Raw genomic sequence first — 22,885 nt, forward strand, 5'->3', positions numbered from 1 at the left:
AGAGAGGTGGAACCATGACTGAACTGAAAATCCCCAAACGGCTCACAACGGCCCTTGTAAACTCTCTAACCGCAGGCGTTGTGCCGCGGGTGGGGCTGGAATTTATTGCCGTTGGACGGAAGCCGGAGGTGGAGTCTATCCTGCTCGATATGGATAATATCGCCGAGGGCGGGGCTGCCTTCCGCCTGATTACGGGCCGCTACGGAAGCGGCAAAAGCTTCCTGCTGCAGATTATCCGCAACTACGCGATGGATCGCGATTTTGTAGTGGCGGATGCGGACCTGTCGCCGGAGCGGCGGCTGGTGGGTACGAAGGGGCAGGGGCTTGCCACGTACCGGGAGCTGATGACCCATCTGTCCACGAGAACCAGGCCGGACGGCGGTGCGCTGGAAGCCATTTTGCAGAAATGGATCGCCGCGATCCAGCAGGATATCATGCAGGAAACGGGCATGCGCCCGGACGACCCTGCCCTGAACGAAAGCGTGGAGCTGCAGATTTATGCGGTGACTAACGGCATGCAGAACCTGGTGCATGGGTTTGATTTTGCAAAGGTGCTGGCTGCTTACTGGAACGGCTATAAACTGGGCGACGATGACCGCAAGGGGGCAGCGCTGCGCTGGCTCCGCGGAGAAGTGCCAACGAAGACAGAAGCACGCAAGGACCTCGGCGTGGGGGTCATTATCGATGACGACAATTGGTATGACTACATGAAGCTGTGGTCCGAATTTACGGCGGCCATCGGTTACAAGGGACTGCTGTTGTTTATTGATGAAGGGGTTAACCTCTACAAAATTACCAATAGTGTATCCCGCCAGAGCAACTACGAGAAGCTGCTGACCATGTTCAACGACACCATGCAGGGCAAGGCGGAGCATTTGGGCATCTATATGGGCGGAACGCCGCAGTTTGTCGAGGATGAGCGCCGGGGGCTGTTCAGTTATGATGCGCTGCGCTCCCGCCTGATCGACGGGCGCTACGGCAGCGGTTCGCTGAAAACCTACACCTCGCCCATCCTGAAGCTGGACATGCTGTCGTACGAGGAAATTCTCATTCTGCTGCAAAAGCTGCGGGACATTCACGCCCTGCACTTCAAGTATGAGCCGCAGTTGACGGATGAGCAGCTGATCGCCTTCATGCAGATAGCCGTGAACCGGCTGGGGGCTGAGGAGCTGCTTACCACCCGCGAGGTGGTGCGGGACTTTATGGATCTGCTGCATACACTGCATCAGCATCCGGAGGCCGTCTTCGAGGAGCTCCTGGGAGAACGCGCCGCGGCGCAGCCGCAAGGCAAGAGGAATAATGAAGCGGCTTCGGACGATTTGGACGATCTGCTGGCGGAGTTCGAATTATGAGTGTGAACCCTTTTACCAGACTGGCTCCGTTCATTCAGGAGTTTATTTATAAAAAAAGATGGGACACGCTCCGCGAGGCGCAGGTGGAAGCCTGCCGCGTCCTGTTCGATACGCCGAACCATCTGCTGATTGCTTCCGGTACCGCATCGGGCAAGACCGAGGCCGCGTTCTTCCCGGCGCTGACGGAGCTGTACAATGAGCCTTCCAGCTCGGTAGGAATTCTGTATATCGGGCCGCTGAAGGCCCTGATTAACGACCAGTTTGAACGCATCACCGATTTGTTGAAGGAAGGTCAGGTGCCGGTGTGGCATTGGCATGGTGATGTGTCCCAAGCTGAGAAAACCAAGCTGATGCAGAAGCCTTGCGGCGTACTGCAGATTACGCCGGAATCGCTTGAGGGACTGCTTATGAACCGGCCGAATGCCATCCCGGCGCTGTTCCAGGATTTGCGGTACGCCATCATTGATGAGGTGCACGCTTTCATGGGTGCCGATCGGGGCATTCAGGTGCTGAGTCAGCTGACCCGTATCGAGCGGATGGCTTCCTGCTCGCCTCGCCGCATCGGGCTGTCGGCAACGCTCAGTGATTATGAGACCGCAGCCGCCTGGCTGGGCGCAGGCACGAAGAATGCGGTCGAGGTCGTTTCGCCGCAAGGAGGACGCAAGCTGCGGCTGTCTGTCGAGCATTTCTCATTCCCGGATGCGCGGGATGAGAAGCAGGCGGAGCAGCTGGAGCTTGCACGCAAAGCCTATTACGACTTCGTGTACGACAACACCCACCTGAAAAAAGCGCTGGTCTTCACGAACAGCCGCTCGGATGCCGAGCTGACCACGCTCGAGCTGCGGCGGATTGCGGCCAAGCGCGAGCAGCGGGATGTCTTCCATGTGCACCATGGAAGCATCTCGGCCATGCTGCGCGAGGAAGCCGAGGCCGCGCTCCGCGAAGGCCCGGGGCCTGCGGTTGCCGCGGCCACCCTGACGCTCGAGCTCGGCATCGATCTCGGCGAGCTGGAGCGGGTCATCCAGCTGGGCGCGCCGTACAGCTGCTCAAGCTTCGTTCAGCGGCTCGGCCGCTCCGGCCGGCGCGGGGATCAGGCCTCCGAGATGATGTTCCTCTGTCCGGAGGACGAGGACGAAGAAGCACAGCTGCCGGCACGCATGCCATGGATGCTGCTCCGGGCCATTGCCGTCATTGAGCTGTATATTCGCGAGAAGTGGGTTGAACCGCTCGCCCTGCGGAAGAAACCGGTGGGCGTGCTCTACCATCAGACGATGAGCATGCTTAAGAGCATGGGCGAGGCCGAGCCGCCGGATCTGGCGCGAGCGGTGCTGACGCTCCCTGCCTTCCGCGGCATCGAGCCGGAGGAATACAAGGAGTTCTTGCAGTATTTGATCCAGACGGACCACATCCAGCGTACGGAAGAAGGCAGCCTGATCATCGGCCTTGGCGGAGAGAAAATCGTCAACAACTACCGCTTCTATGCGGTGTTTAAAGACGATGAAGAGCATGTCGTCTATAACGGGTCGGAAGAAATCGGATCGATTACGACCGTACCCCCGCCCGGCTACTGCTTCTCGCTGGCAGGCATGCTGTGGAAGGTGGAGGAAGTCGACACGAAGCATAAGGCACTGTACGTGAAGTCGGCCAAGGGCAAGGTTGATACCTTGTGGCTTGGCGCAGGCGGCGATGTGCATACCCGTGTGGTGCAGAAGATGCGGGAGGTGCTGGAGGACAGCACCATCTATCCGTACCTGGCACCGGGTGCGGTAAACCGCCTGGAGCGGGCTCGCCGGCTTGCCCGGGAGAGCGGACTGCTGAAGCAGGTGGTCATTCCGGCGGGAGGCGATTCCCTGTTCATTCTGCCTTGGGCAGGGAGCAAGCAGTTCCGGACGCTGGAGCGATTGCTGAAGCATAATCTGTCGGAGCGGCTGGCCCTTCGCTCCATCGTGCCGATGGAGCCGTATTACATGGTTGTCGCGGGCAAGGTGGATAACGAGACGCTGATGGAGGAAATCCGCAAGGAGCTGACGGATTGCGAGGATGCCGGAGCGCTTCTCGATCCGGATGAGGCGCCGTATCTCGGCAAATATGACGAGTTTGTTCCGCCGAAGCTTGTCCGCACCGCTTTTGCCGCCGACGGACTGGATCTGGAGGGACTGGCTGAGGTACTGGGGATGGCACATGGAGCAGCGGGAAGGGGAGCTATGGATGTGTGACAAGGAGGAAGTACTTCCCGGTGGCAATGTTAACGAAGTCGTACGTATCGGAAATAACGTTCACCGTACTACAAATTGGAGTTCTTTCGTCCATGATTTGCTTCGACATTTGGATAAGCAGGGCTTTGATGGCGCTCCCAAGTTTATAGGTATTGATCATAGCGGTCGCGAGATCTTGTCCTTTATTCCTGGAGAGGTACCGGGAAACCAATATCCTGATTTAAAACCCTATATATGGTCGGACCATGCCCTTATCCAGAGTGCAGCGTTGTTACGGCGTTATCATGACGCCGTACAAGGCTTTGCAACTACTTCAATCCAAACGGAGTCTGAACATAACCCTCAGGCTTCGGGGGAATGGGACGATGAAGTGATCTGTCACAATGATGCCGCTTTGTACAATATCGTGTTTAGAGACGAGGTTCCGGTAGCGCTGATCGATTTTGATCTGGCTGCACAAGGCCCACGAATCTGGGACATGGTTTATATGCTGTACACTTCAGTCCCGCTAGCAAGCTTTGCAATAAATTACACTACAGGGACATCGATACCTTATCGATCGGAATTACATGCTGCGGATCGTACTCACAGAATATCGCTGTTCTTTAAGTCTTATGGTATAGCTCCGCCTCCCAACATGAAAGAGTGGATTATAAGACGCATTAAGGCATTATGCGATACACTTACAACCGGTGCGGCACAAGGCAACAAGGCTTACCAGAAAATGATCGATGAAGGGCATGTGGCTCATTACGAAAAAGAGATTCAATTCCTGCAGGCACACTTTGAAGAGTGGTACCGATGAAGGGTACCGCTTTGAAGAGTGCCTGTTTTTTTCATATCCTATCTCCCCAAGGGTTGTTAAGTATAATCGAAAAAAATATTTGTAACGCCTTGAAAAAAAGCATTGAATTGTAAGCGCTTGTATGGTAACTTATGTACATAAAAACGTTTTTATTGCAAAGGAAGAATAGTTATATGGGTAAGGTAACGATTAAGGATGTGGCAAGAGAAGCCGGAGTCTCTATTTCAACGGTTTCAAATGCTTTGAATGATGTAGATGTATTGAACCCGGAGACCAAATCACATGTGCTGAAGGTGGCGGAGCGATTAAACTATGTACCCAACCTGAACGGGAAGCTGTTGAAGTCGGGGAAGACCAATATGCTGGGCTTCTTTACAACAAGCGTGTCAGGGCCTTACTTCTACACACTGGTTGAGTCGATGTCACGTGAATGTGACCGTCTGGGTTATGGATTGAACGTGTTTGTTACGAAGGATAAGCAGGTCATTATGAGCAATATAATGGGCGGCCGAGTGGATGGCGTCATTATCTTTGAAGAGCTGAAGATCGACGATAAAGACATCGCCGCCATGGAGAAAGACAAGATCAAGGCTGTATTCCTGGACCGTGAGGTTCAGAACGAGACGATGGGCAGCATCATATTCGACTCTTACGTAGCCGGTTATGAGGCAACCAAATACCTGATCAGCCTGGGTCATAAGAAAATTGCGTATATTTCCGGCGTGGATACGATGTTTGACAGCGTTCAGCGGAAAGAGGGATATTTGGCTGCACTGCGAGAGTGCCAGTTCCCGATCGATGGCGACTACATACTGCAAGGTTATTTTGAGGAGGAAGGCTCCTATTCTGCTGTAAAATCGCTTCTTCATCTCCATCCCGGCAAAGTGCCGGATGCTTTCCTTGCCGGTAACGACGTGAGTGCCATTGGCTGCATCAAGGCGCTGAAGTCCCTTGGTTACGAGGTTCCGCAGGATATCAGCGTTGTGGGCTTTGATGATATCGATATCGCGCAGTATTTTACCCCGCCTCTCTCGACCGTACGCAATCAGATTGCCAGACAAGGCATTCTGGTCGTGGATCATCTGGTTCGCATGATTCAGAAGAAAGAGAAGGGCAAGATTCAGAAACTGCCAGGGGAACTGGTCGTTCGCGGTTCCAGTCACGTGAAGATGAATCGGAACGAATCGGTTTAAGTGAAGAAACGGAATTTTTTGTATCTGTTTTTTTAAAAATGATCATCATGTCATGGTGGTTTTTTCGCCAAAAATAAAAACGTTTTTATTAGCGCTGATTATCTTATCGATTTTATGATCAAAGGAGGCTAAGCAGGTGAGCAAAACAGCTGCAGTTCAGTCAACTGGCACGGGTACGGTTCAGCCAACCGGGAAGAAGCCGATGGGGCAGAGGATCAAGGAATTCTTCATTGATTTCAGGCGGCAATGGGAGCTTCAGTCGATGATTATTCCCGGCGTTATTTTTATGTTTATTTTTTGCTACATTCCGATTTACGGTTTGACAATTGCTTTTAAAAATTACACCGTGATCGATACGCTGGATTCTGCTCCATGGGTTGGCTTCGATAATTTCAAAATTATTTTATCGGATAAGTATTTTTGGGACTCCGTGGTCAATACGCTGGGCATCAGCTTCCTGAAGCTGGCGATCGGTTTTGTCATTCCGATTATTCTGGCCATTATGATTTACGAGGTGGGCATGGGGCGATTCAAGAAATTCGTCCAAACGATCTCCTATCTGCCTCACTTCTTGTCCTGGATCGTATTGGGCGGCATGCTCATTACCTGGTTCTCGACATCCGGACTATTCAACGAAATTTTGTTGAGTCTCGGGTTAATCTCGCAGCCGCAAAATATTCTGCTCGACCCGAGCAAGTATTGGTGGATCGCAACGTTATCGGATATATGGAAGGAAGCCGGGTGGGGAACGATTCTGTACTTGGCGATCATGGCCAAGATTGATCCTACCTATTACGAGGCTGCCAAGATTGATGGGGCCAGTCGGCTAAGACAAATCTGGAACATCACCCTGCCGAACATGAAGATGATCATCAGCTTGAATTTAATCCTTACTGTAAGCGGTTTATTGGGATCGAATCTGGATCAAACCCTGGTACTCATGAATTCGCAGAACCGGGAAAAGGCCGAAGTCATTAACTCGTACGTATACCGGATGGGTATGACACAAGGCGATTTCTCTTATGCCACCGCCGTTGGTTTGGGTGTATCCATCATATCTGTCATTCTGCTCGTTACGGCTAATAAGGTGACCAGTAAATTGAATGATAATCAATCCGTTCTATAGGTCATGCAGAAGGAGGTAATACGGTGAATTTGAAAGCAGCAAAAGGGGATCTCGACAGCAAGATCTTTGATACGATCAATATCATTTTACTGGTTACGTTTACTATCATCATTGTCGTTCCGCTGTGGAACGTGGTTGTTTCATCCTTCAGCTCGGGCAGGTCGCTGGCCGAGGGCGGGTTCATCTTCTGGCCTACGGAATTCTCTCTTGAGAATTATCAGGCCGTGTTCCGGGATGCCAGCATATGGAATGCCTTTTTCATCTCGGTTGCCAAAACCGTAATCGGGGTCATCACGCACGTGTTCTTCTGTGCCATGGTGGGTTATGGCTTGAGCAAAAAATACGTCCGCGGCCGTAAATTCTACGTGTCGATGGGTGTCGTCACCATGTTTTTCTCGGGCGGCATGATTCCGACGTACTTGTTGATGAAGGATTTGGGGCTGCTAAACAGCTTCTGGGTTTATATCATTCCAGCTCTGTTGAGTTTTTACGATGTTATCATTCTGATGAACTTCTTCCGCAACGTACCGGATTCGCTGGAGGAATCGGCGAAGATCGACGGCGGGGGTGACTGGAGAATTTTCCTGAGCATCTTCATTCCTCTCTCCATGCCAGCTATGGCGACCATTGCGTTGTTTAACGGGGTCGGACAGTGGAATGATTTCATGACCACCAAATTGTACATCACGGATCAGTCGCTATATCCATTACAGATGATGCTGTATGAGATTATTGTGCAGTCCCAGACCCAATCGATGCAAAATATCGGTTCGGTTGCGATCCAGACGACCACCAAAGGGGTCCAACTAGCAACAATTGTCGTGACAACGCTGCCAATTGTTGTGATGTATCCAATATTACAGAGATATTTTATCTCCGGCATGATGCTGGGGGCAGTTAAAGAGTAGAGCTGCTGCTCTTAGGGGAGTGGAACAGAAGCACACCTGGACAGGTTAGGGTCTAACAAGAAAGCGCTTTTATTTAAAGGGAGGGTTACAGGATGTTGAAGAACAAAGCTTTGGGCAAGAAGGGACTCACGCTGATCACCGCATTGATGGCTGTTGTATTGGTTGTTAGCGGATGCGGCGGATCTGGCGGCAATTCCGGCTCCAAGAAGGAAAACTGGGTTTCGATCGAGGATCGTTATACACCGGACGCAGAGACCCCGGCTTGGCAGCTGGATAAAAAAGAGGAGACAACCGAGCTCACTTGGTACGTGAATGCAGACTGGTGGAACACGGACTTTGGCAAGGACGTTGTAACTAAAAAAATCAAGGAAGATCTGAACATCAACATCAAATTCATTACGGGTGACGACACCAAATTAAATACGTTTTTTGCAGGCGGAGAAATGCCGGATCTGATCACAACGTTTGACTCCAACTCCCCAGTTGTCCAGAAGGCGGCCACATGGGCGCTGCCGTTAAATGATCTTGCCGAGAAATATGATCCTTATTTCAATAAAGTAGCAGCACAGGATACGATCAACTGGTTCCAGTTGAAGGACGGCAAAACGTACGGATATCCGAACTATTCCAATACGCAGGAGGATTATGACAGCGGTAACATTCCTGCCAAAACGGCATTTATCATCCGCAAGGACGTATATGAGGCTATAGGGAAGCCGGCTATGGGAACGCCGGAAGAATTCCGGGCTGCTCTCGCGGACATCAAGAAGCAGTTCCCTGCTCTGATTCCACTGGGCTTTAACTCCATCGGTGAAGGCACCGGCTCGCTTGGCGACGTGCTGCAGGATTTCATCGGCGTGCCGCTCGAAGACGAGAACGGCGGTTTCTATAACCGTAACCTGGATGAAGACTATCTGACTTGGGTGAAGGCATTCAATACCGTATATCGTGACGGAGCGATCAGCGATGACAGCTTTGCCGATGACGGAACAGCTTTTGAAGAGAAGGTCAAAGCAGGCAAATACGCAACGATGATGCTGGACGGCACGCCGCAGCAGGGTGGTAACCTGCAGAGCTTCTACAGCAACAACAAAGGCAGTGAGTACATCGCGATTGACGGACCGCAAAGCACGGTCGGACATGCGCCGACCCTGAACCAATCCGGTATCACCGGCTGGATGATCAGCTTTATTACCAAAGAGAATGCAGATCCTGCCAAATCCATTCAGCTCTTCACGTATTTGTTAAGCGAAGAAGGACAAATGCTGATGAACTATGGGATTGAAGGCGAGACCTATCAGGTGAATGCAGATGGAACAGTAGAGTTCCTTCCTGAGGTGAAGGATCTTCAGATGAACAATTCGGATACGTTCAAGAAGGACTACCGTATGGGCGAATTCATGTTCTTCGGTCATGACCGCCACAAAGCGCTGAGCGGGGATGCATTCCCGGATGCCATCAAGCAGATGCAGGAATGGGGCAAAGGGAAGCTCGTACCGCACTTTATTTTGGAGAATATCAACCCGGACCAAGGAACACCGGAAGCACGCTCCCTGACGGCCATCAATACGAAATGGAACTCAACTCTCGTCAGTATGATCCGTTCGAAGGATGATGCAGCATTCGATAGCCTTTTGAACGAATACAAAAAGTTCCTGGACGATAACAACTGGGATAAAATCACCGAAGTCCGCAACGAGAAGATGAAAGCGAACAAAGAAAAGCTGGGGCTGAAATAAGTAAATCTCTTGCTGGGAGAGCTCCTTTCTTGATAGGAAGGGGCTTTCTCTATGTCAGCGGTTCAGAGTAAAGCCATGGGATAGGAAATATAAACAGAACACTGGAGGGAAACAACATGTCGAACATCACAATCTACCAGTCAAACGGTGAAGAGCAATTATTCGTTAAGAAAACCAAGGAGCAGCTGGCGCCCGTATCCCCGGAGGCACAGCAGCACACAATTGTTATCGATGAGGAGCAGACGTTTCAGGAGATGGATGGCTTTGGAGCGTCCTTTACGGATTCCGCTGCTTATCTGATTCATCAAGTGCTGGAGACCGAGCAGCGTTCGGAGCTCATGACACAATTGTTCGATGCCAACGAAGGGATCGGTCTGTCGGTACTGCGGCAACCGATGGGCGCGTCTGATTACGCTCGGGATTTCTATAGTTATAATGATCTGCCGGAAGGTCAATCCGATGAGGAACTGAAGCAGTTCTCCATCGCACACGATGAGGATGATATGATTCCACTGCTGCAGGAAGCGCTGCGATTGAATCCCGATGTGAAGCTGATGGGCTCGCCTTGGAGTCCCCCAGGCTGGATGAAGACGAGCGGCTCGATGATTGGCGGAGAGCTGAAGCCGGAATATTATTCGGTGTATGCAAATTATTTTGTGCGCTATATTCAGGGATATGCTTCACACGGTCTCCCGATTTATGCCGTTACCCCCCAAAATGAGGCGCTGTATTCACCCGGGCACTATCCGGGCATGATCATGCTGCCTGAAGCGCAAAGCGAATTCATCAAGAATCACTTGAAGCCGCAATTCGTGAAGAACCGGATCAACACAAAAATCCTCTGTTATGATCATAACTGGGATAAGCCGGATTACCCGATGACGGTGTTCAAGCAAGCGGAAGATGCAGTGGATGGTGTTGCCTGGCACTGGTATGGCGGCAAGCCGTCGGCCCAATCGGACGTATTCGAAGCTTTCCCTGGCAAAGAGGTGCATTTTACGGAAGGGTCGGGCGGGGAGTGGATTCCGCCGTTTGAGCAGGCCTTCTCCAATGTAATGCGGACGGGTATTGAGATTCTGCGCAATCATAGTAAGTCCTATGTGCTGTGGAATATGGCCTTGGACGAGAAGAATGGTCCTACCGTACCTGGCTTTGGCAAAAGCACCTGCCGCGGCATCGTGACCGTTAATCAGCAGACAAAGGAGCTAACGTATACGCTGGACTATTATGCGCTGGCACATTTCAGCAAATGTGTCCGTCCGAAAGCGCTGCGTGTTGCTTCCACCAGCAATGATCTGATCCGCTCTGTTGCCTTCAAGAATACGGATGGTTCAATCGCAGCCGTATTGTTCAACGACAGCGAGGCACCAGAGAGCGTGGCGATCCAGCTGCGCGGGGAAGAGGCATTGCAGCTGGAGATGCCGGCCAAGAGCGCTCTGACTGTCATGCTGGCGAACAGCTAGTGAACGAACAGAGTCGAGATTAGCGGTCGGCTCCATATTCGTACGGAACTATAAAAACAGCCGCCGGGATGTCCTCGGCAGCCTGGAGCCTGGAACCTTGTGTTCCAGGCTTTTTTGTGATGAGCATGAACTTATTTTAACAAAAAGAAAAATACAGAAAAAAGAAGCAGGGTGCCTAATAGGATCAGCGTGGCTTTATGCTGGTTCGTATTGCGGAGGTACTTCCATTCCATATACGCGCGAAGGGCCAGAGCAATAATCAGGGAGACGAGAAACATCCGCTGAATAGCTGCCGCCGTGATTATGTCCAAGAAGCCGATGATTGCAATTCCGATAATCACGATGAAGAAGATCACGCTTCCGCGGAAATAATATGAGGCTCCGGCGGTATCGTACATTTTTTTGAACTTGCTTTCTTCTTTGTCAACGATAATGAAGTTCAATAACGTTTGCATGACGCCGAGGACCGCACCTACAAAGATGATAAACACCCATTATTCCTCCTCACCGATCATTGTAGCCTGTAAGTCCGAACACATAAGACTCCAGTAAACCCTTCAGTTGATTGAATGACTCGGGTCTTGCGCTGTATTTATATTTTTCGTTTGGCATTTTGAAATGCATTCGCAAGAGCCCCGCGGTTTTGAGCAGGGACAGGTGATAGTGGAGATTGCTCTTGGAGAGCTTGGTCTTCTGCTGCAATTCGGTAAATGTGACCGGTCCGTTAGCCAAAATGTGCAGCAGCGTCAGCCTCTTCTCGTCAGCCAATCCCTTGGTCATGCGCAGCAGCTGATTGGTTGGTGTATCCTCGTCAATCTGCTCATCGTCTACGGCATAACTAACGATGAGTTGATTGCTCACAAAGTCCAGCCGGTTCAGCGGCTTGATGTGATAGGTGGGGATGAGAAGCAGGCCGTTGTATTCGTCTGAGGAATCCAGCACAATGCCGCTCGTTGCTTCATCAATCAGATCGATGTATGAAAGTTGTGGCTTCAATTGTTCCATACGTGCGGCGGAGCGCCCCAGTAATTCATGAATCTCAGGCGGGATGGTATAGGCCTGTTGCCACTCTAACATGATCTCATGGCTAAGATCACGGAACGTTTTAAGCCCCATGGGTATTCCATCCTCAAGATAAGGCGCCAAGAGCTCATACAACTGACCTTCGCCTAAGCTTTTGAACCAGCTGAGAAACCGCTCGACGTTGTCTTTTTCCGGGCTGTCGACAATGATCAGATGCAGATAAGCAATGGTTTCGTACAGGTTCATCTCTTCCAGCTTCTTCTTAAAAGATGCAGGCAGCTTCTTCTCAATTTCCTTCCTCCATTTATTGCCGAGATCGTGCAGTTGATTTTTATTGTCTGTATATGCGAACAAGCTGGTTACCAGCTCGTGAACAGGCGAATAGTCAATTCTGATTAAGGTCATGGTCATTCTCCTTCAAGGGCTCATCTATCCGTTTTTAGGATACCACAACCTGGGAAAAATAAATATTGAACTTATTATTGGTTCGTATATAATTGAACTAAATTAATTAGTTCAAAAAAATATGAACTTATGGGCAGGGAAAGGAGAGAGGTGGGGATGAACAATTGATTTGTTGTGGATTACCTCATACGGCAGCAGCAGATGGAGCGGGATCAGGAGGCTGGAGAGGCTTGGAAATACAGGCAAGTCCGAGGCTTGATCTCGATAACCCGAATGGGGTGCTTTATTCCTGACACTGCGGTCCACTTTCGTCCAGTCGGACACAGGTTCCATTATTCGCTGAAAACCTCTCTATTTTCCTATCCACTCGGACACAGGTTCCGTTATTCGCTAAAAACCACTCTATTTTCCTGTCCACTCGGACACAGGTTCCGTTAATGTGCCAGAATCGAGGATTAATTATCGAAAATCCTGAAATAACGGATCTCTTGTCCTCATAATGTTACAAACCAACAGAAAACAGCAAAATAGCGGAACCACGGTCCTCAAAGACCGGCCAATCAACTCCTGAACTACGCCATGTAAGGCCATTTCGACCGATCAGTAAGCGGGCCTGAGTTCAACCTTAAAGGGGTGATAAGGAAGAATGGATCGACCTATGACGAAATGGAGCTGATATCGATGGACTTTCTTTCTAGGGATCGTTTAAGCGAATGCACCATGCAGACACCTCCGGAATTGGCTATTGGTAGCGAGGATCCAGGCGATGCTCTGCTGTCCGCTGTGCTTGCATTGCCTGAAACCTTGAGACAGCCGATGTATTTGTATTACTATGAGAAATTCAACACCTTGGAAATAGCGGAAGTCCTTCAGATTGAGCCTGTCAATGTACGGAATCGCATGAGCAGAGCCCGCAAGAAATTGAATATCATGCTGGGCAAGAAAGTGGGGGCGCTGCGGGACGGTAGACGAAAGTAAGAAAGGCCTCGCCTCCTTCCTCTTGACTTCTTGAGTTAGGATCGGGTATTATCTCCAATAACTTGAATAAATCAAGCAAAAGCAATGAAGAGAAAGAGTACCTTGGCGACGTCTTTGAACAGAGAGCCCCGGCTGGTGAAAAGGGGTAAGGAAAGAACCTTGGGAACATGGTCTCTGAGCTGTGCACCGAAACCCGTAAGCGGGTTGTAGGCTGTGCCGGAACCCGCATCCGTTAACATGCTAGGGTATACCCGCGATGATTCGCGCCGTACCCGAAGAGGTGAGTGCCGCGAGGCATGAATGAAATTGGGTGGTACCACGTGAGCGACAAGCTCTCGTCCCTTTGGGATGAGGGCTTTTTTTGTTGTCCATAAAAAGGAGGATGAACGATATGACAAACATTTTTATCGGCGGTGCCTGGCCTTATGCCAACGGTTCCTTACATTTGGGGAGGCTCGCAAGCTTACTGCCCGGTGACGTGTTAGCGCGTTATTTCCGCGCAAAGGGAGAGCAGGTGTTGTATGTGTCCGGCAGCGATTGCCATGGTACGCCGGTGGCGGTGCAGGCGATTCAAGAGGGGGTAACGCCTCGGGATATTGCGGATCGGTATCATGGAGAGTTTGCGAAATGCTTCGAACAGCTGGGTTTTTCCTACGATTTGTATACGCGAACCGATCAGGAATTTCATCATGGCGTGGTTCAGGAGCTGTTTCTGAAGCTGCTGGATAACGGCCATCTGTATCGGAAAACGATCCAGCAGACGTATTGCGAGACCGATCGGCGGTTTCTGCCGGACCGTTATGTGGAAGGAGACTGTCCGGTATGCGGCAGCAGGGCTCGCGGTGACCAGTGCGACGTCTGTTCAACCCTACTGGATCCGTCGGATCTGAGTAACAGAGCCTGCAAAATCTGCGGCAACCCGCCAGTAGAACGGCCAACCGAGCATTATTATGTTTCGCTGTCGCATTTTCAAGGAGAGCTCACCGATGACCTGAATAACGCCAAGGGCTGGCGGGAGAATGCGATCCAGCTGACTCGAAGATATCTGGAGGAAGGGCTTGTGGACCGGGCGGCGACGAGGGATCTCACTTGGGGAGTGGATGTACCCGTCCCTGGCTTCGAGGATAAGAAAATCTATGTATGGATTGAGGCGGTAAGCGGCTATCTATCCGCCAGCAAGCAGTGGGCCGCGGAAACGGGCGGCGATTGGGAGTCCTTTTGGCTGAAAGAGAGGGAGGATATAACAGCTTATTATGTTCATGGGAAAGACAATATCCCGTTTCACACATTGATCTGGCCAGCGCTGCTTAAGGGTGCCGGAGGACTGCATGTGCCGGATCGGATCATTTCCTGTGAGTACATGACGCTGGAAGGGAAGAAGTTCTCGACCAGTCGGAACTGGGCGATCTGGGTACCGGATTTGCTGAGTCGCTATCAGCCGGATTCGATTCGCTACTTCCTCATTGCGAACGGTCCCGAGAAGCGGGATACCGATTTTTCCTGGCGGGAGTTCATTCATAGCCATAATGGCGAGCTGCTTGGAGCTTTTGGGAATCTCGTGAATCGAACTTTGGTGTTTGTGAACAAATCGTTTGACGGGAAGGTACCCGAAGGGCGCATAACTGAAGAGTGGCAGAGACGTATGGAGTCATTGTACCGGGAGGCCGGAACGCTCATCGAAGAGGGGCGATTGAAGGAGACGCTGGAATTAATTTTTAGTACGGTACGTCATGCGAACAAATATTTTGATGAGCGCAAGCCATGGATTCAGGTCAAGGAGGATCGCGAAGCTTGCGGGGATACCCTCTTCACCTGTGTTCAGATCATCGCTAACCTGACGAATCTTCTGCAGCCGTTTATCCCGTTTTCCTGTGACAAAATAAGAGGCTTTCTCTCGTTGAAGCCAGCAGCGTGGAACTGGTGCAATGTTCCGGCTGGCGAGCCCCTCCATCACGTGGAGCTCTTGTTTGAACGTATCGATACAAGCCGGATTGAGGAGGAGACCCGCAGGCTGGAGGGGTTGTCCTTCTGAGGAGGGCGGAAGAGTTCCGCCTCCTTAAATCTTGAAGGAAGGTTGAGGCAGATGGAGTTGGCAGGACGGGGTGCTGAATCCGTTGAGTGTGTGCTTCGTACGGCGAGTCTAGGGATTATGTGCTTAGTATGATGACTTTAGGGTATTTTGTGTTCCGTGCGATGACTTGGGGGATTTATGTACTTTGTAACTTTGTAGGATGACCCTTGGGGGTTTGTACTCTGTACGATGACCTTAGGATTTATGTACTCTGCAATGACTCTAGCAGTTGGATGTGCTCTGTACGATCGCCCTAAGAGCTAATGTGCCCTTTATGAGGACCTTAGGGTTTATATGCTCTGTATGACTTAGGGTGTATGTGCTCTGTACAATGCCTTATGGGTTATGTACTTTCTACGAGACCCTAGGTGTTAATGCATCTTGCGCCAAGACCTTGGGGAAAAACAGGGCTTCATCAAGGGAGCACGGGTATCATTTACGATCAAGTATGGATTGGCCGCTTTTAGAGGACCGTGGTTCCGCTATTTTGTTGTTTTTTGCTGATTTGTAACGATATGAGGACAAGAGATCCGTTATTTCACAATTTTCGGGGTATTTATCCGTGATTTGAGCAAATAACGGAACCTGAGTCCGAGTGGACTCGCAAATAGAGTGGTTTTGAGCAAATAACGGAACCTGAGTCCGAGTGGACTCGCAAATAGAGTGGTTTTGAGCAAATAACGGAACCTGTGTCCGAATGGACTCGCAAATAGAGTGGTTTTAAGCAAATAACGGCTCCTGTGTCCGAATGGACACGAAATAGCCTTGTTAACTTAACCTCAATCATCCACGGATTCAGCAGGCGAAGCGGTCCTAGCCTGAACAGCTACATACGATAATTAGTTGTTTTCCAGGAAATTCTCACGAATTTCTAATTACAGAGTTTCTACACCATAGATGGAACCTTATATGGGGACTTGACGGGGAACGCAGACAATGGATAATGATGAAGGATGTATTTTTAGAGTCCATATAGAGCAAAACGATAACAAACAAGGACAACATACGAGGAGTGCACGAATGACAGAGAGAATTTGGTGGAAAGAGGCCGTAGCGTATCAGATCTACCCTCGAAGTTTTATGGACAGCAATGGCGATGGCATCGGAGATTTGCAAGGTATTATATCGAAGCTGGATTACTTGAAGGAGCTCGGCATCGATGTCATCTGGATTTGCCCGATATACAAATCGCCGAACGACGATAACGGTTACGACATTTCCGATTATCAGGACATCATGGAGGAGTTTGGAACGATTCAGGATTTTGATCAGCTGCTCCAAGAGGTTCATAATCGGGGCATGAAACTGATCATGGACCTGGTGATCAACCATACCTCCGATGAGCATCCATGGTTTATCGAATCGCGTTCGAGCAAGAGCAATCCCAAGCGTGATTATTATATATGGACGGATGCCAAGAACGGCGAGGAGCCAAACAACTGGGAGAGCATCTTCGGTGGTTCCGTGTGGGAATATGATGAACCGACGGAACAGTACTACATGCACATTTTCTCCCGCAAACAGCCGGACCTGAATTGGGAAAATCCGAACGTGCGCCGGGAACTGTACGATATGATCAACTGGTGGCTGGATAAAGGTATCGATGGCTTCCGGATTGATGCGATCTCCCACATCAAGAAGGTACCGGGATTCCCCGATATGCCAAATAAATACAAGCTGAGATATGTGCCTTCCATGGACGGACATATGAACCGGGAAGGCATTCATATGTTCCTGAACGAGCTGAAGCAAGAAACGTTTGATCGGTATGACATTATGACGGTGGGCGAAGCGAACGGCGTCAGCGTTCAGGATGCGGACCTGTGGGTAGGAGAGTCCAGCGGCAAATTTAACATGATTTTTCAATTTGAGCACATGGGACTTTGGAGCAAGAGTGTTACCGGGGGCGCAGACATTTATGCGCTTAAGAAAACCCTGACCCGCTGGCAAAAAGGCCTTGAAGGCGTAGGCTGGAACGCTCTCTTCATGGAGAATCACGACCAGCCGCGGTCGGTATCCACATGGGGCAATGACGGCGCGTATTGGGATGCATCCGCCAAGGCGCTGGCTACGATGTATTTCTTCATGCAGGGGACTCCGTTTATCTATCAAGGCCAGGAAATCGGAATGACAAACGTGCAGTTTGAATCCATTGAGGACTACAATGATGTGGCAATCAAGAATCTGTACCGCATCGAATCCGAGAACGGCAAGAGTCATGACGAGATCATGAGGATCATCTGGAAGAATGGACGGGATAATTCCCGAACACCGATGCAGTGGAATGACGGGGAGCAGGCAGGATTCACGAGCGGTACCCCGTGGCTGAAGGTAAATCCGAATTACAAGGAGATCCATGTCGAGAAGGCACGGAAAGATCCGAATTCCATCTATCACTACTATAAAAAAATGATTGAAATTCGCAAGGCGCATCCTGCATTGGTATACGGCTCCTATGAGCTTCTGTTGAAGAATCATAAGCGGATCTATGCGTACACCCGAACGCTGGAAGACGAGCAATTGCTGATCATCACGAACCTGACGGCAGATGAAACGGTATTCCATCTGTCGAAGGATATCAAGTATCGTGAATTCGAGCTGTTGATTTCCAACATGGAGGTCGGCAAGGAGAAGAGCGTCCGCACGCTGCCGCTGAAGCCGTATGAAGCGAGGGTTTATCGGTTGAAACGCTAGTACTACAGAAGAGGAGCCCCAGCGGGAATGCTGCGGGCTCCTCTTAGTTCATCCATCGGTATACGTTAGTTACTTCACCGGATTAGCTGTCTGTTTCATGAATCCAAGCCGTCAATATGGCCTCAAAAAGCTCAGGCTCCTCGAACATCGGATTATGGCCGCTTTTTTCAAAAATGACCTTCTTCACGTTCTCTTGCGACCCGTCGACAGTATCCCATAGCGATACGGGGCCGACCAAGTAGTCGTAACGCCCAAGACCGAGGAACACCGGCTTGGTGAAGCCTTTCAGTGATTCGATCAGATTGAGCTGCGCGAAAGCCTCTCCCCATAAATGATCCATAACGGGCATGTTCGTGAAAACTCCATCCCACATCGATGCCGCATCAAAGGCATAGTTATAGAAGCTGTGGGCTCCCATCCGGATGCACATATGAACAAAGCGCCGCTCGGGCTCCCTCTGAATATCACCTTCCAGCAGGGCCATATCACCTTCAAACTGCCGCTTCCGGGCAGGACTTGCCGTTTCGTTGAAGCCATCCAAACTCTGCTGCTGTCGTTCCAGGCTGTTGGTCGGCGCAGCATTCAGCAGAATGACCTTCCGGACAGACTCCGGATATTGGGCGGCATACTCCAAGGCCATGAAGGCGTGCCCCGAATGCCCTAATATGATAAAATCCTCCAGTCCCAGCGTTTGTCTTGCCGTTTCGATATCATCCAGAACCTGATCCAGTGTATAGTCTTCCGGTTCCAGTGCTCGAGGGGGCTTCACAAATCCTCTGTGATCCAGGAAAATCAATTGAAATTGGGTATAGAGCAACTCCGAAAATAAGCGGGGATAGTAAATGCTGCTTCCCACCACCAATATGGGCATGCCCCTTCCATGAATGGAAACATTCAAAGCAAATCCGTCGCTCATGATCGTACGCTGTGTGTGCATGTGTATCGTCCTCTTTTCATATTTTGTTTAATCGCAACATCCCCTTTCCTGTTCGGATTCCATTACATTCTCCATAGAACGTTCCAACATTCTATATCACCTCGATTAGCGTTCGTTCAAGTCAGTATATCACAGGCGCGTAAAGCCGGTTTGCGGGAGCTTACTACATTACTACAGACTGGGAAAAAAGGGGGTGCGAAACCGATCTCCTGCGTTTCTTTTATTCAGCAATGTCACCGATCGTCAGGGTAAGCTCAGGATAATCCGCGTCAATCGCCTTCTTCCGCTCCATGATGTGGTTCATTTCAAAGGCGGAGCCGAATAATTCGGGCTCGGGTTTGAAAGTCACACTGGTGCCAGTGTCTTGAGTCAAACCAACTGTCAAAAGTCCGGTTTGCGGAATGCCGTGGCGGTACTCTTGCCGATACACCTTGCCGTCACGACGAATCTCTACGGCCAGCCGCTGAGAGAGGGCGTTGACGACGGCGATGCTGATGCCTTTTTCCGCGCCAGGGACGAGGAAGTGTGCGCTTGAATTCAAGCGGTGGACATCGGTCAGAATCGATTGGACGGCAGGAATGCTGGAATTCGGAAGGGCCTGCACGGGAATGCCTCTGCCGTTATCGGTCACCGTTACGCTGCCATCCCCATGCAGGAAGATGCCAATCTGATTGCCGTACCCGTTCGTATGCTCCAATATCGAATTCTCCACCACCGCCCAGAGCAGCTGATGAATATCGAAATTCTGCGAGGTTCCGAAATACATCCCCGCATGATTGCGGGTTTCTGTCATTTCCAGATAATCGCTCGTATCAAGAAGATCGCCCGCCGCAGACAGCAGCAGCAGGAACGGCAGGCTCCGGTGCTTGGGCAGAGCGTAGCGTCCACCGTGCTCTTGCACGAGTAAATCCGCGCCGAGAAGCGCCTTGAGGTGATGATACAGCTGGCCGGTCGTCCCCATGTTCAAGCGTTCCACCAGCTCGGAGCCGGTCAAGGGCTCTGTCATGACGGCCTTTAAAATATCGAGGCGCTGCTTATTGCCCAGGGCTGCGAGGATTTTGGCTGCCTTCTCGGTGTTCATGTCCAGCAATTGCTCCATTCGGCGTTCCTGGGGCTCCCACCGGAGTCCATCGCCGTTCAGGTGCACCTGTCCGGAGTAAAAGACGGAGCCGGGTTCATGGTTCGAGACATGTATGTTGGATGCTGAAGTGATTTCTTGGGGCTGCTGGTTTGATGCGGAAGCTGGTTTTCGTTCCACCAGAGCTTGGTATACAAGCTGCTGCAGCTCCGCCATTTGTTTCTGTAAGACATCCATTTCATGGAGCAGGTCGCGTGTCATAGGAGTCATCAACCTCACTTATCGTAAAATTATGTTATTACGTAATTATTATATTACGTAATAACATAGATGTAAATCCACTTTAAGGAAATTTCCATTCGTATGAGTGAAAGGAAAGATTGTTCGGGGTTTTGGGAAGGGCAAATGCTTCTGCTGGGGGGAACTGTAACCAGCGGTAAAGGCTGGATAGGATGCGTTGCTCTGGCGGTTTGGTGACCAGGAGATCCCCATATACAAAAACAAAGACCACGCCTGCCATATGGGGGCGTGGTCTTAAATTATATAGAAATTCTAGGTCGGCTCTGGGCCTCCTGTTACTTCGGGATTGGCCTCCAGAATCCCCTCCGTGATGTTCCAAAGCGTGGGTAGGAAGCGAATGACTTCGTCTGCCCGCTTTTGCAGGTCTGCCGTGGATGTAATGCCAAGATCCGCAAGTATGGCGTCAAAGGCCGGGGCGTATTCCCGTTGAAACTCAGGAGGTCCATCAGCTTCCAAAATGTTGTGGCAGCGTGCAAAGGTGGCGACCATCCAGAAAACAGCCTCTCGATGGCTGCCGTTCAGGATCAGCTCGCGGCTGCCTTCAATGGCAATCGGTCTTGCGTCCACGGTAATATCGCTGCTGAAGAAGAAAGTTGTCTTCGCAATCGCGGCAGCGGCGTCGAAGGTTCGAGAGAGTCCATTGAGATGATTCATCGCTTGCTCGGCCGTCATGTCCTTACAGCCCAGCAGTCTTAACAACTCTTCGTAGATTTCCTCTCGGCCGTATTCCTTAAGCACATCGCGGGCTGCCGCATAACGCAGTCTGACGGTTGGGTTCCGAAGAGCGGCAACCAGCAGCAAGTGGGTCGTAACGCCGGTAGGGAAGAGCCAGGAGGTAACCTGTCTATGCCAGGAGGCAGAAGGATCGATGGATCTGAGCCCGGTAATGATGCGTTCTCGCACATTCTCGCAGCGGCGGCTGACCCAGATCCGGTCCGCAAAATGCCGGGAAACCTCTGTCTGCAGCTTGCGGAGCTGACCGGTCGGATCGGACATCAGGGTGTCTACCCGAAAGCTGCCGGCCAGATGATAGGAGGTTAATACCTGCTCGGGCGAGGACAGGTCCCGCCAGGAAAGATAGGTGGCCTCAATCAAGGCGTCCTGGTAGACAAACTTCCCGAGCTTGAGAGGGGGTTCTGCGTCTTCAGTGACAACGACAACGTCGATGTCCGAGGACGGGGCCATCTCGGCATCATCCGGCTTCCCTACGGTGGAGCCGCTAAAATAGGCACCCATAAAGCCGGGCTCCCTGCTGGCATGCTGCAAGACCCAATCGGTGGCTGCTGCTCGTGCTGATCCCACGTTCATGTCCTACTTCCTCCTCTACCTGCATGAGTATCTAAGTAAAATAACAAAAATATCCTATTCTTCATTACATTATATGGGCTTTAAATCTAGAGTACAACCGCATGAGGCTTGATGGCTCTCGTTGTGCCGAGGGATTGGCGGCATTAGGGAAGAAGGGAACATGGTACGGGTGGAGGGATTCGAGAAGTTTGCGCTCATAAGCAGCATCGGTATATCCAACGTGAAATGCCAAAACGGACATTCCCATCATCGCTGAAGCTTCGGCGATGGAGAATGTCCGTTTTGATGTTTATTCTATTCATCCGCAATCACTAGCGTTGTACTGGTTTTTTTGAATTTTGGAATGAGGCTTGCATTGACGTTGGCATCTGTCACGATGGTATCAATTTTGTCGAGTGATGCGATAGAGATGGTAACGTCTTTGCCAAACTTGGTGCTGTCCGCCATAACAAACACCTCTTTGGACAGCTCGATCATTTTTTTACGAGTAATGGCTTCTTCCAGATTATAGTCGGAAATGCCTTTCTCGATGGTAATGCCGCTGCAGCAGATGAAGGCCTTCAGCACATTCAGCTCATGGAAGTTGAAGATGTATTCATACGCTACGACGGACTGTTCCTCGCGCCGGATTTTACCGCCAATCATAATCAGCTCTACATCGCTGTCCATCAGTTCAATCGCAACCGGAAGCGAATTCGTAACCACCGTCAGCTTCTTCTTATGCTTCACGTATTTGGCGATCTGATACGTGGTCGAGCCGCTGTCGATGTAGATACAATCGCCGTCATGGATGAATTCACTGCTTTTGCGGGCGATCCTGTCCTTCTCTTCCAGCTGGCTGACCATACGCTCATCCATGGAGGATTCGCCGAACCGGGACTCTACGAGTTTAACCCCGCCGTAAATCTTCTCAATCCGGCCTTGCTTGGTCAAAGTGTTCAGATCCCGGCGCAGTGTATCCACAGAGATATTCAGCTCTTCGGTTAGTTCCGTGATCTTTAATACTTTTCTAATCGTAAGCAGCTCTAGTATTTTCTTGTGCCTCTCCAGTGGAAACATTCGCCCTCACCCATTCAATTTGCATTAGTAGTTGACGCTCGCTTTCAAGTCTAGTTTACTCATTCGTGCCTTCATATTCAATAGATTTACCCATATTATTCGTAAGTTAGGCATGTGATACAGTTAAATATAGTCAACAATTAGTATTAATTTATGAATGATATATGCATAATTTACTTACATTTAACAGTTTGCATGATTCTTGTTTACATATGGTTTTTATACTGAGG

The 22,885-nt window shown here is 50.5% G+C and carries 17 protein-coding genes; 11 read left to right on the forward strand and 6 right to left on the reverse strand.

Features of this window, described 5'->3' with window-relative positions:
• Nucleotides 1-14: 14 nt before the first annotated feature.
• The 8 genes from M2277_RS08935 to M2277_RS08970 all read left to right on the forward strand — a co-directional run bounded on the left by M2277_RS08935 (nucleotide 15) and on the right by M2277_RS08970 (nucleotide 10,802).
• Nucleotides 15-1,352, forward strand: a complete 1,338-nt coding sequence (locus M2277_RS08935) for an ATP-binding protein (protein WP_006207597.1) — start codon at nucleotides 15-17, stop codon at nucleotides 1,350-1,352.
• Nucleotides 1,349-3,568: a DEAD/DEAH box helicase gene (locus M2277_RS08940; protein ID WP_280754611.1), complete on the forward strand. Its 2,220-nt coding sequence runs from the start codon at nucleotides 1,349-1,351 to the stop codon at nucleotides 3,566-3,568. The genes M2277_RS08935 and M2277_RS08940 overlap by 4 nt, the downstream gene beginning before the upstream one ends.
• Nucleotides 3,534-4,373 (forward strand): aminoglycoside phosphotransferase family protein, encoded by an 840-nt coding sequence (locus M2277_RS08945; protein ID WP_280754612.1) that lies wholly within the window; start codon nucleotides 3,534-3,536, stop codon nucleotides 4,371-4,373. Before M2277_RS08940 ends, M2277_RS08945 begins: the two co-directional genes overlap by 35 nt.
• Nucleotides 4,374-4,546: 173 nt before the next feature.
• Entirely contained in the window at nucleotides 4,547-5,566 is a 1,020-nt protein-coding gene (locus tag M2277_RS08950; protein ID WP_006207600.1) for a LacI family DNA-binding transcriptional regulator, read from the forward strand.
• Between the two features lie 136 nt (nucleotides 5,567-5,702).
• Nucleotides 5,703-6,692 carry an ABC transporter permease gene (locus M2277_RS08955; protein WP_006207601.1) on the forward strand — a complete coding sequence of 330 codons (990 nt, stop codon included), beginning with the start codon at nucleotides 5,703-5,705 and terminating at the stop codon, nucleotides 6,690-6,692.
• 23 nt (nucleotides 6,693-6,715) lie between these two features.
• Nucleotides 6,716-7,600, forward strand: a complete 885-nt coding sequence (locus M2277_RS08960; protein WP_063478285.1) for a carbohydrate ABC transporter permease — start codon at nucleotides 6,716-6,718, stop codon at nucleotides 7,598-7,600.
• Nucleotides 7,601-7,692: 92 nt separating this feature from the next.
• Complete coding sequence (locus M2277_RS08965; RefSeq protein WP_063478286.1) at nucleotides 7,693-9,339, forward strand: type 2 periplasmic-binding domain-containing protein; 1,647 nt, start codon at nucleotides 7,693-7,695, stop codon at nucleotides 9,337-9,339.
• 116 nt (nucleotides 9,340-9,455) lie between these two features.
• Nucleotides 9,456-10,802: a glycoside hydrolase family 30 protein gene (locus M2277_RS08970; RefSeq protein ID WP_280754613.1), complete on the forward strand. Its 1,347-nt coding sequence runs from the start codon at nucleotides 9,456-9,458 to the stop codon at nucleotides 10,800-10,802.
• Nucleotides 10,803-10,933: 131 nt separating this feature from the next.
• Here M2277_RS08970 and M2277_RS08975 read toward each other — a convergent pair whose 3' ends face one another.
• Together M2277_RS08975 and M2277_RS08980 are read right to left on the reverse strand one after the other, a co-directional pair.
• Nucleotides 10,934-11,293, reverse strand: coding sequence for a DUF4181 domain-containing protein (locus M2277_RS08975; RefSeq protein WP_148248464.1), 360 nt, complete (start codon nucleotides 11,291-11,293; stop codon nucleotides 10,934-10,936).
• A gap of 13 nt (nucleotides 11,294-11,306) precedes the next feature.
• A complete protein-coding gene (locus tag M2277_RS08980) occupies nucleotides 11,307-12,230 on the reverse strand; it encodes an ArsR/SmtB family transcription factor (protein ID WP_280754614.1) in 924 nt (307 codons plus the stop codon).
• Between the two features lie 681 nt (nucleotides 12,231-12,911).
• Between M2277_RS08980 and M2277_RS08985 the strand changes: the two genes are divergently transcribed.
• The 3 genes from M2277_RS08985 to M2277_RS08995 all read left to right on the forward strand — a co-directional run bounded on the left by M2277_RS08985 (nucleotide 12,912) and on the right by M2277_RS08995 (nucleotide 17,973).
• Nucleotides 12,912-13,208: a sigma factor-like helix-turn-helix DNA-binding protein gene (locus tag M2277_RS08985; RefSeq protein WP_100086457.1), complete on the forward strand. Its 297-nt coding sequence runs from the start codon at nucleotides 12,912-12,914 to the stop codon at nucleotides 13,206-13,208.
• Nucleotides 13,209-13,599: 391 nt separating this feature from the next.
• On the forward strand, nucleotides 13,600-15,240 hold the full coding sequence (gene metG, locus M2277_RS08990) for a methionine--tRNA ligase (RefSeq protein WP_280754615.1): 1,641 nt from the start codon (nucleotides 13,600-13,602) through the stop codon (nucleotides 15,238-15,240).
• A 1,059-nt stretch (nucleotides 15,241-16,299) separates the two neighbouring features.
• Nucleotides 16,300-17,973, forward strand: a complete 1,674-nt coding sequence (locus tag M2277_RS08995) for a glycoside hydrolase family 13 protein (protein WP_280754616.1) — start codon at nucleotides 16,300-16,302, stop codon at nucleotides 17,971-17,973.
• Between the two features lie 82 nt (nucleotides 17,974-18,055).
• On the opposite strand, the gene M2277_RS09000 is transcribed toward M2277_RS08995, so the two are convergent.
• The 4 genes from M2277_RS09000 to M2277_RS09015 form a co-directional block, all read right to left on the reverse strand.
• Entirely contained in the window at nucleotides 18,056-18,910 is an 855-nt protein-coding gene (locus M2277_RS09000; RefSeq protein WP_280754617.1) for an alpha/beta fold hydrolase, read from the reverse strand.
• A gap of 220 nt (nucleotides 18,911-19,130) precedes the next feature.
• Nucleotides 19,131-20,249: an ATP-binding protein gene (locus M2277_RS09005; RefSeq protein WP_152825023.1), complete on the reverse strand. Its 1,119-nt coding sequence runs from the start codon at nucleotides 20,247-20,249 to the stop codon at nucleotides 19,131-19,133.
• A gap of 291 nt (nucleotides 20,250-20,540) precedes the next feature.
• The gene (locus M2277_RS09010) at nucleotides 20,541-21,596 is read right to left on the reverse strand and encodes a hypothetical protein (RefSeq protein ID WP_280754618.1); all 1,056 of its coding nucleotides are present in this window, start codon (nucleotides 21,594-21,596) and stop codon (nucleotides 20,541-20,543) included.
• 294 nt (nucleotides 21,597-21,890) lie between these two features.
• A complete protein-coding gene (locus tag M2277_RS09015) occupies nucleotides 21,891-22,655 on the reverse strand; it encodes a DeoR/GlpR family DNA-binding transcription regulator (protein ID WP_006207615.1) in 765 nt (254 codons plus the stop codon).
• Nucleotides 22,656-22,885 lie beyond the last annotated feature (230 nt).

Source organism: Paenibacillus sp. LBL (assembly GCF_029893715.1).
GTDB classification, from domain to species: domain Bacteria; phylum Bacillota; class Bacilli; order Paenibacillales; family Paenibacillaceae; genus Paenibacillus_AQ; species Paenibacillus_AQ glucanolyticus.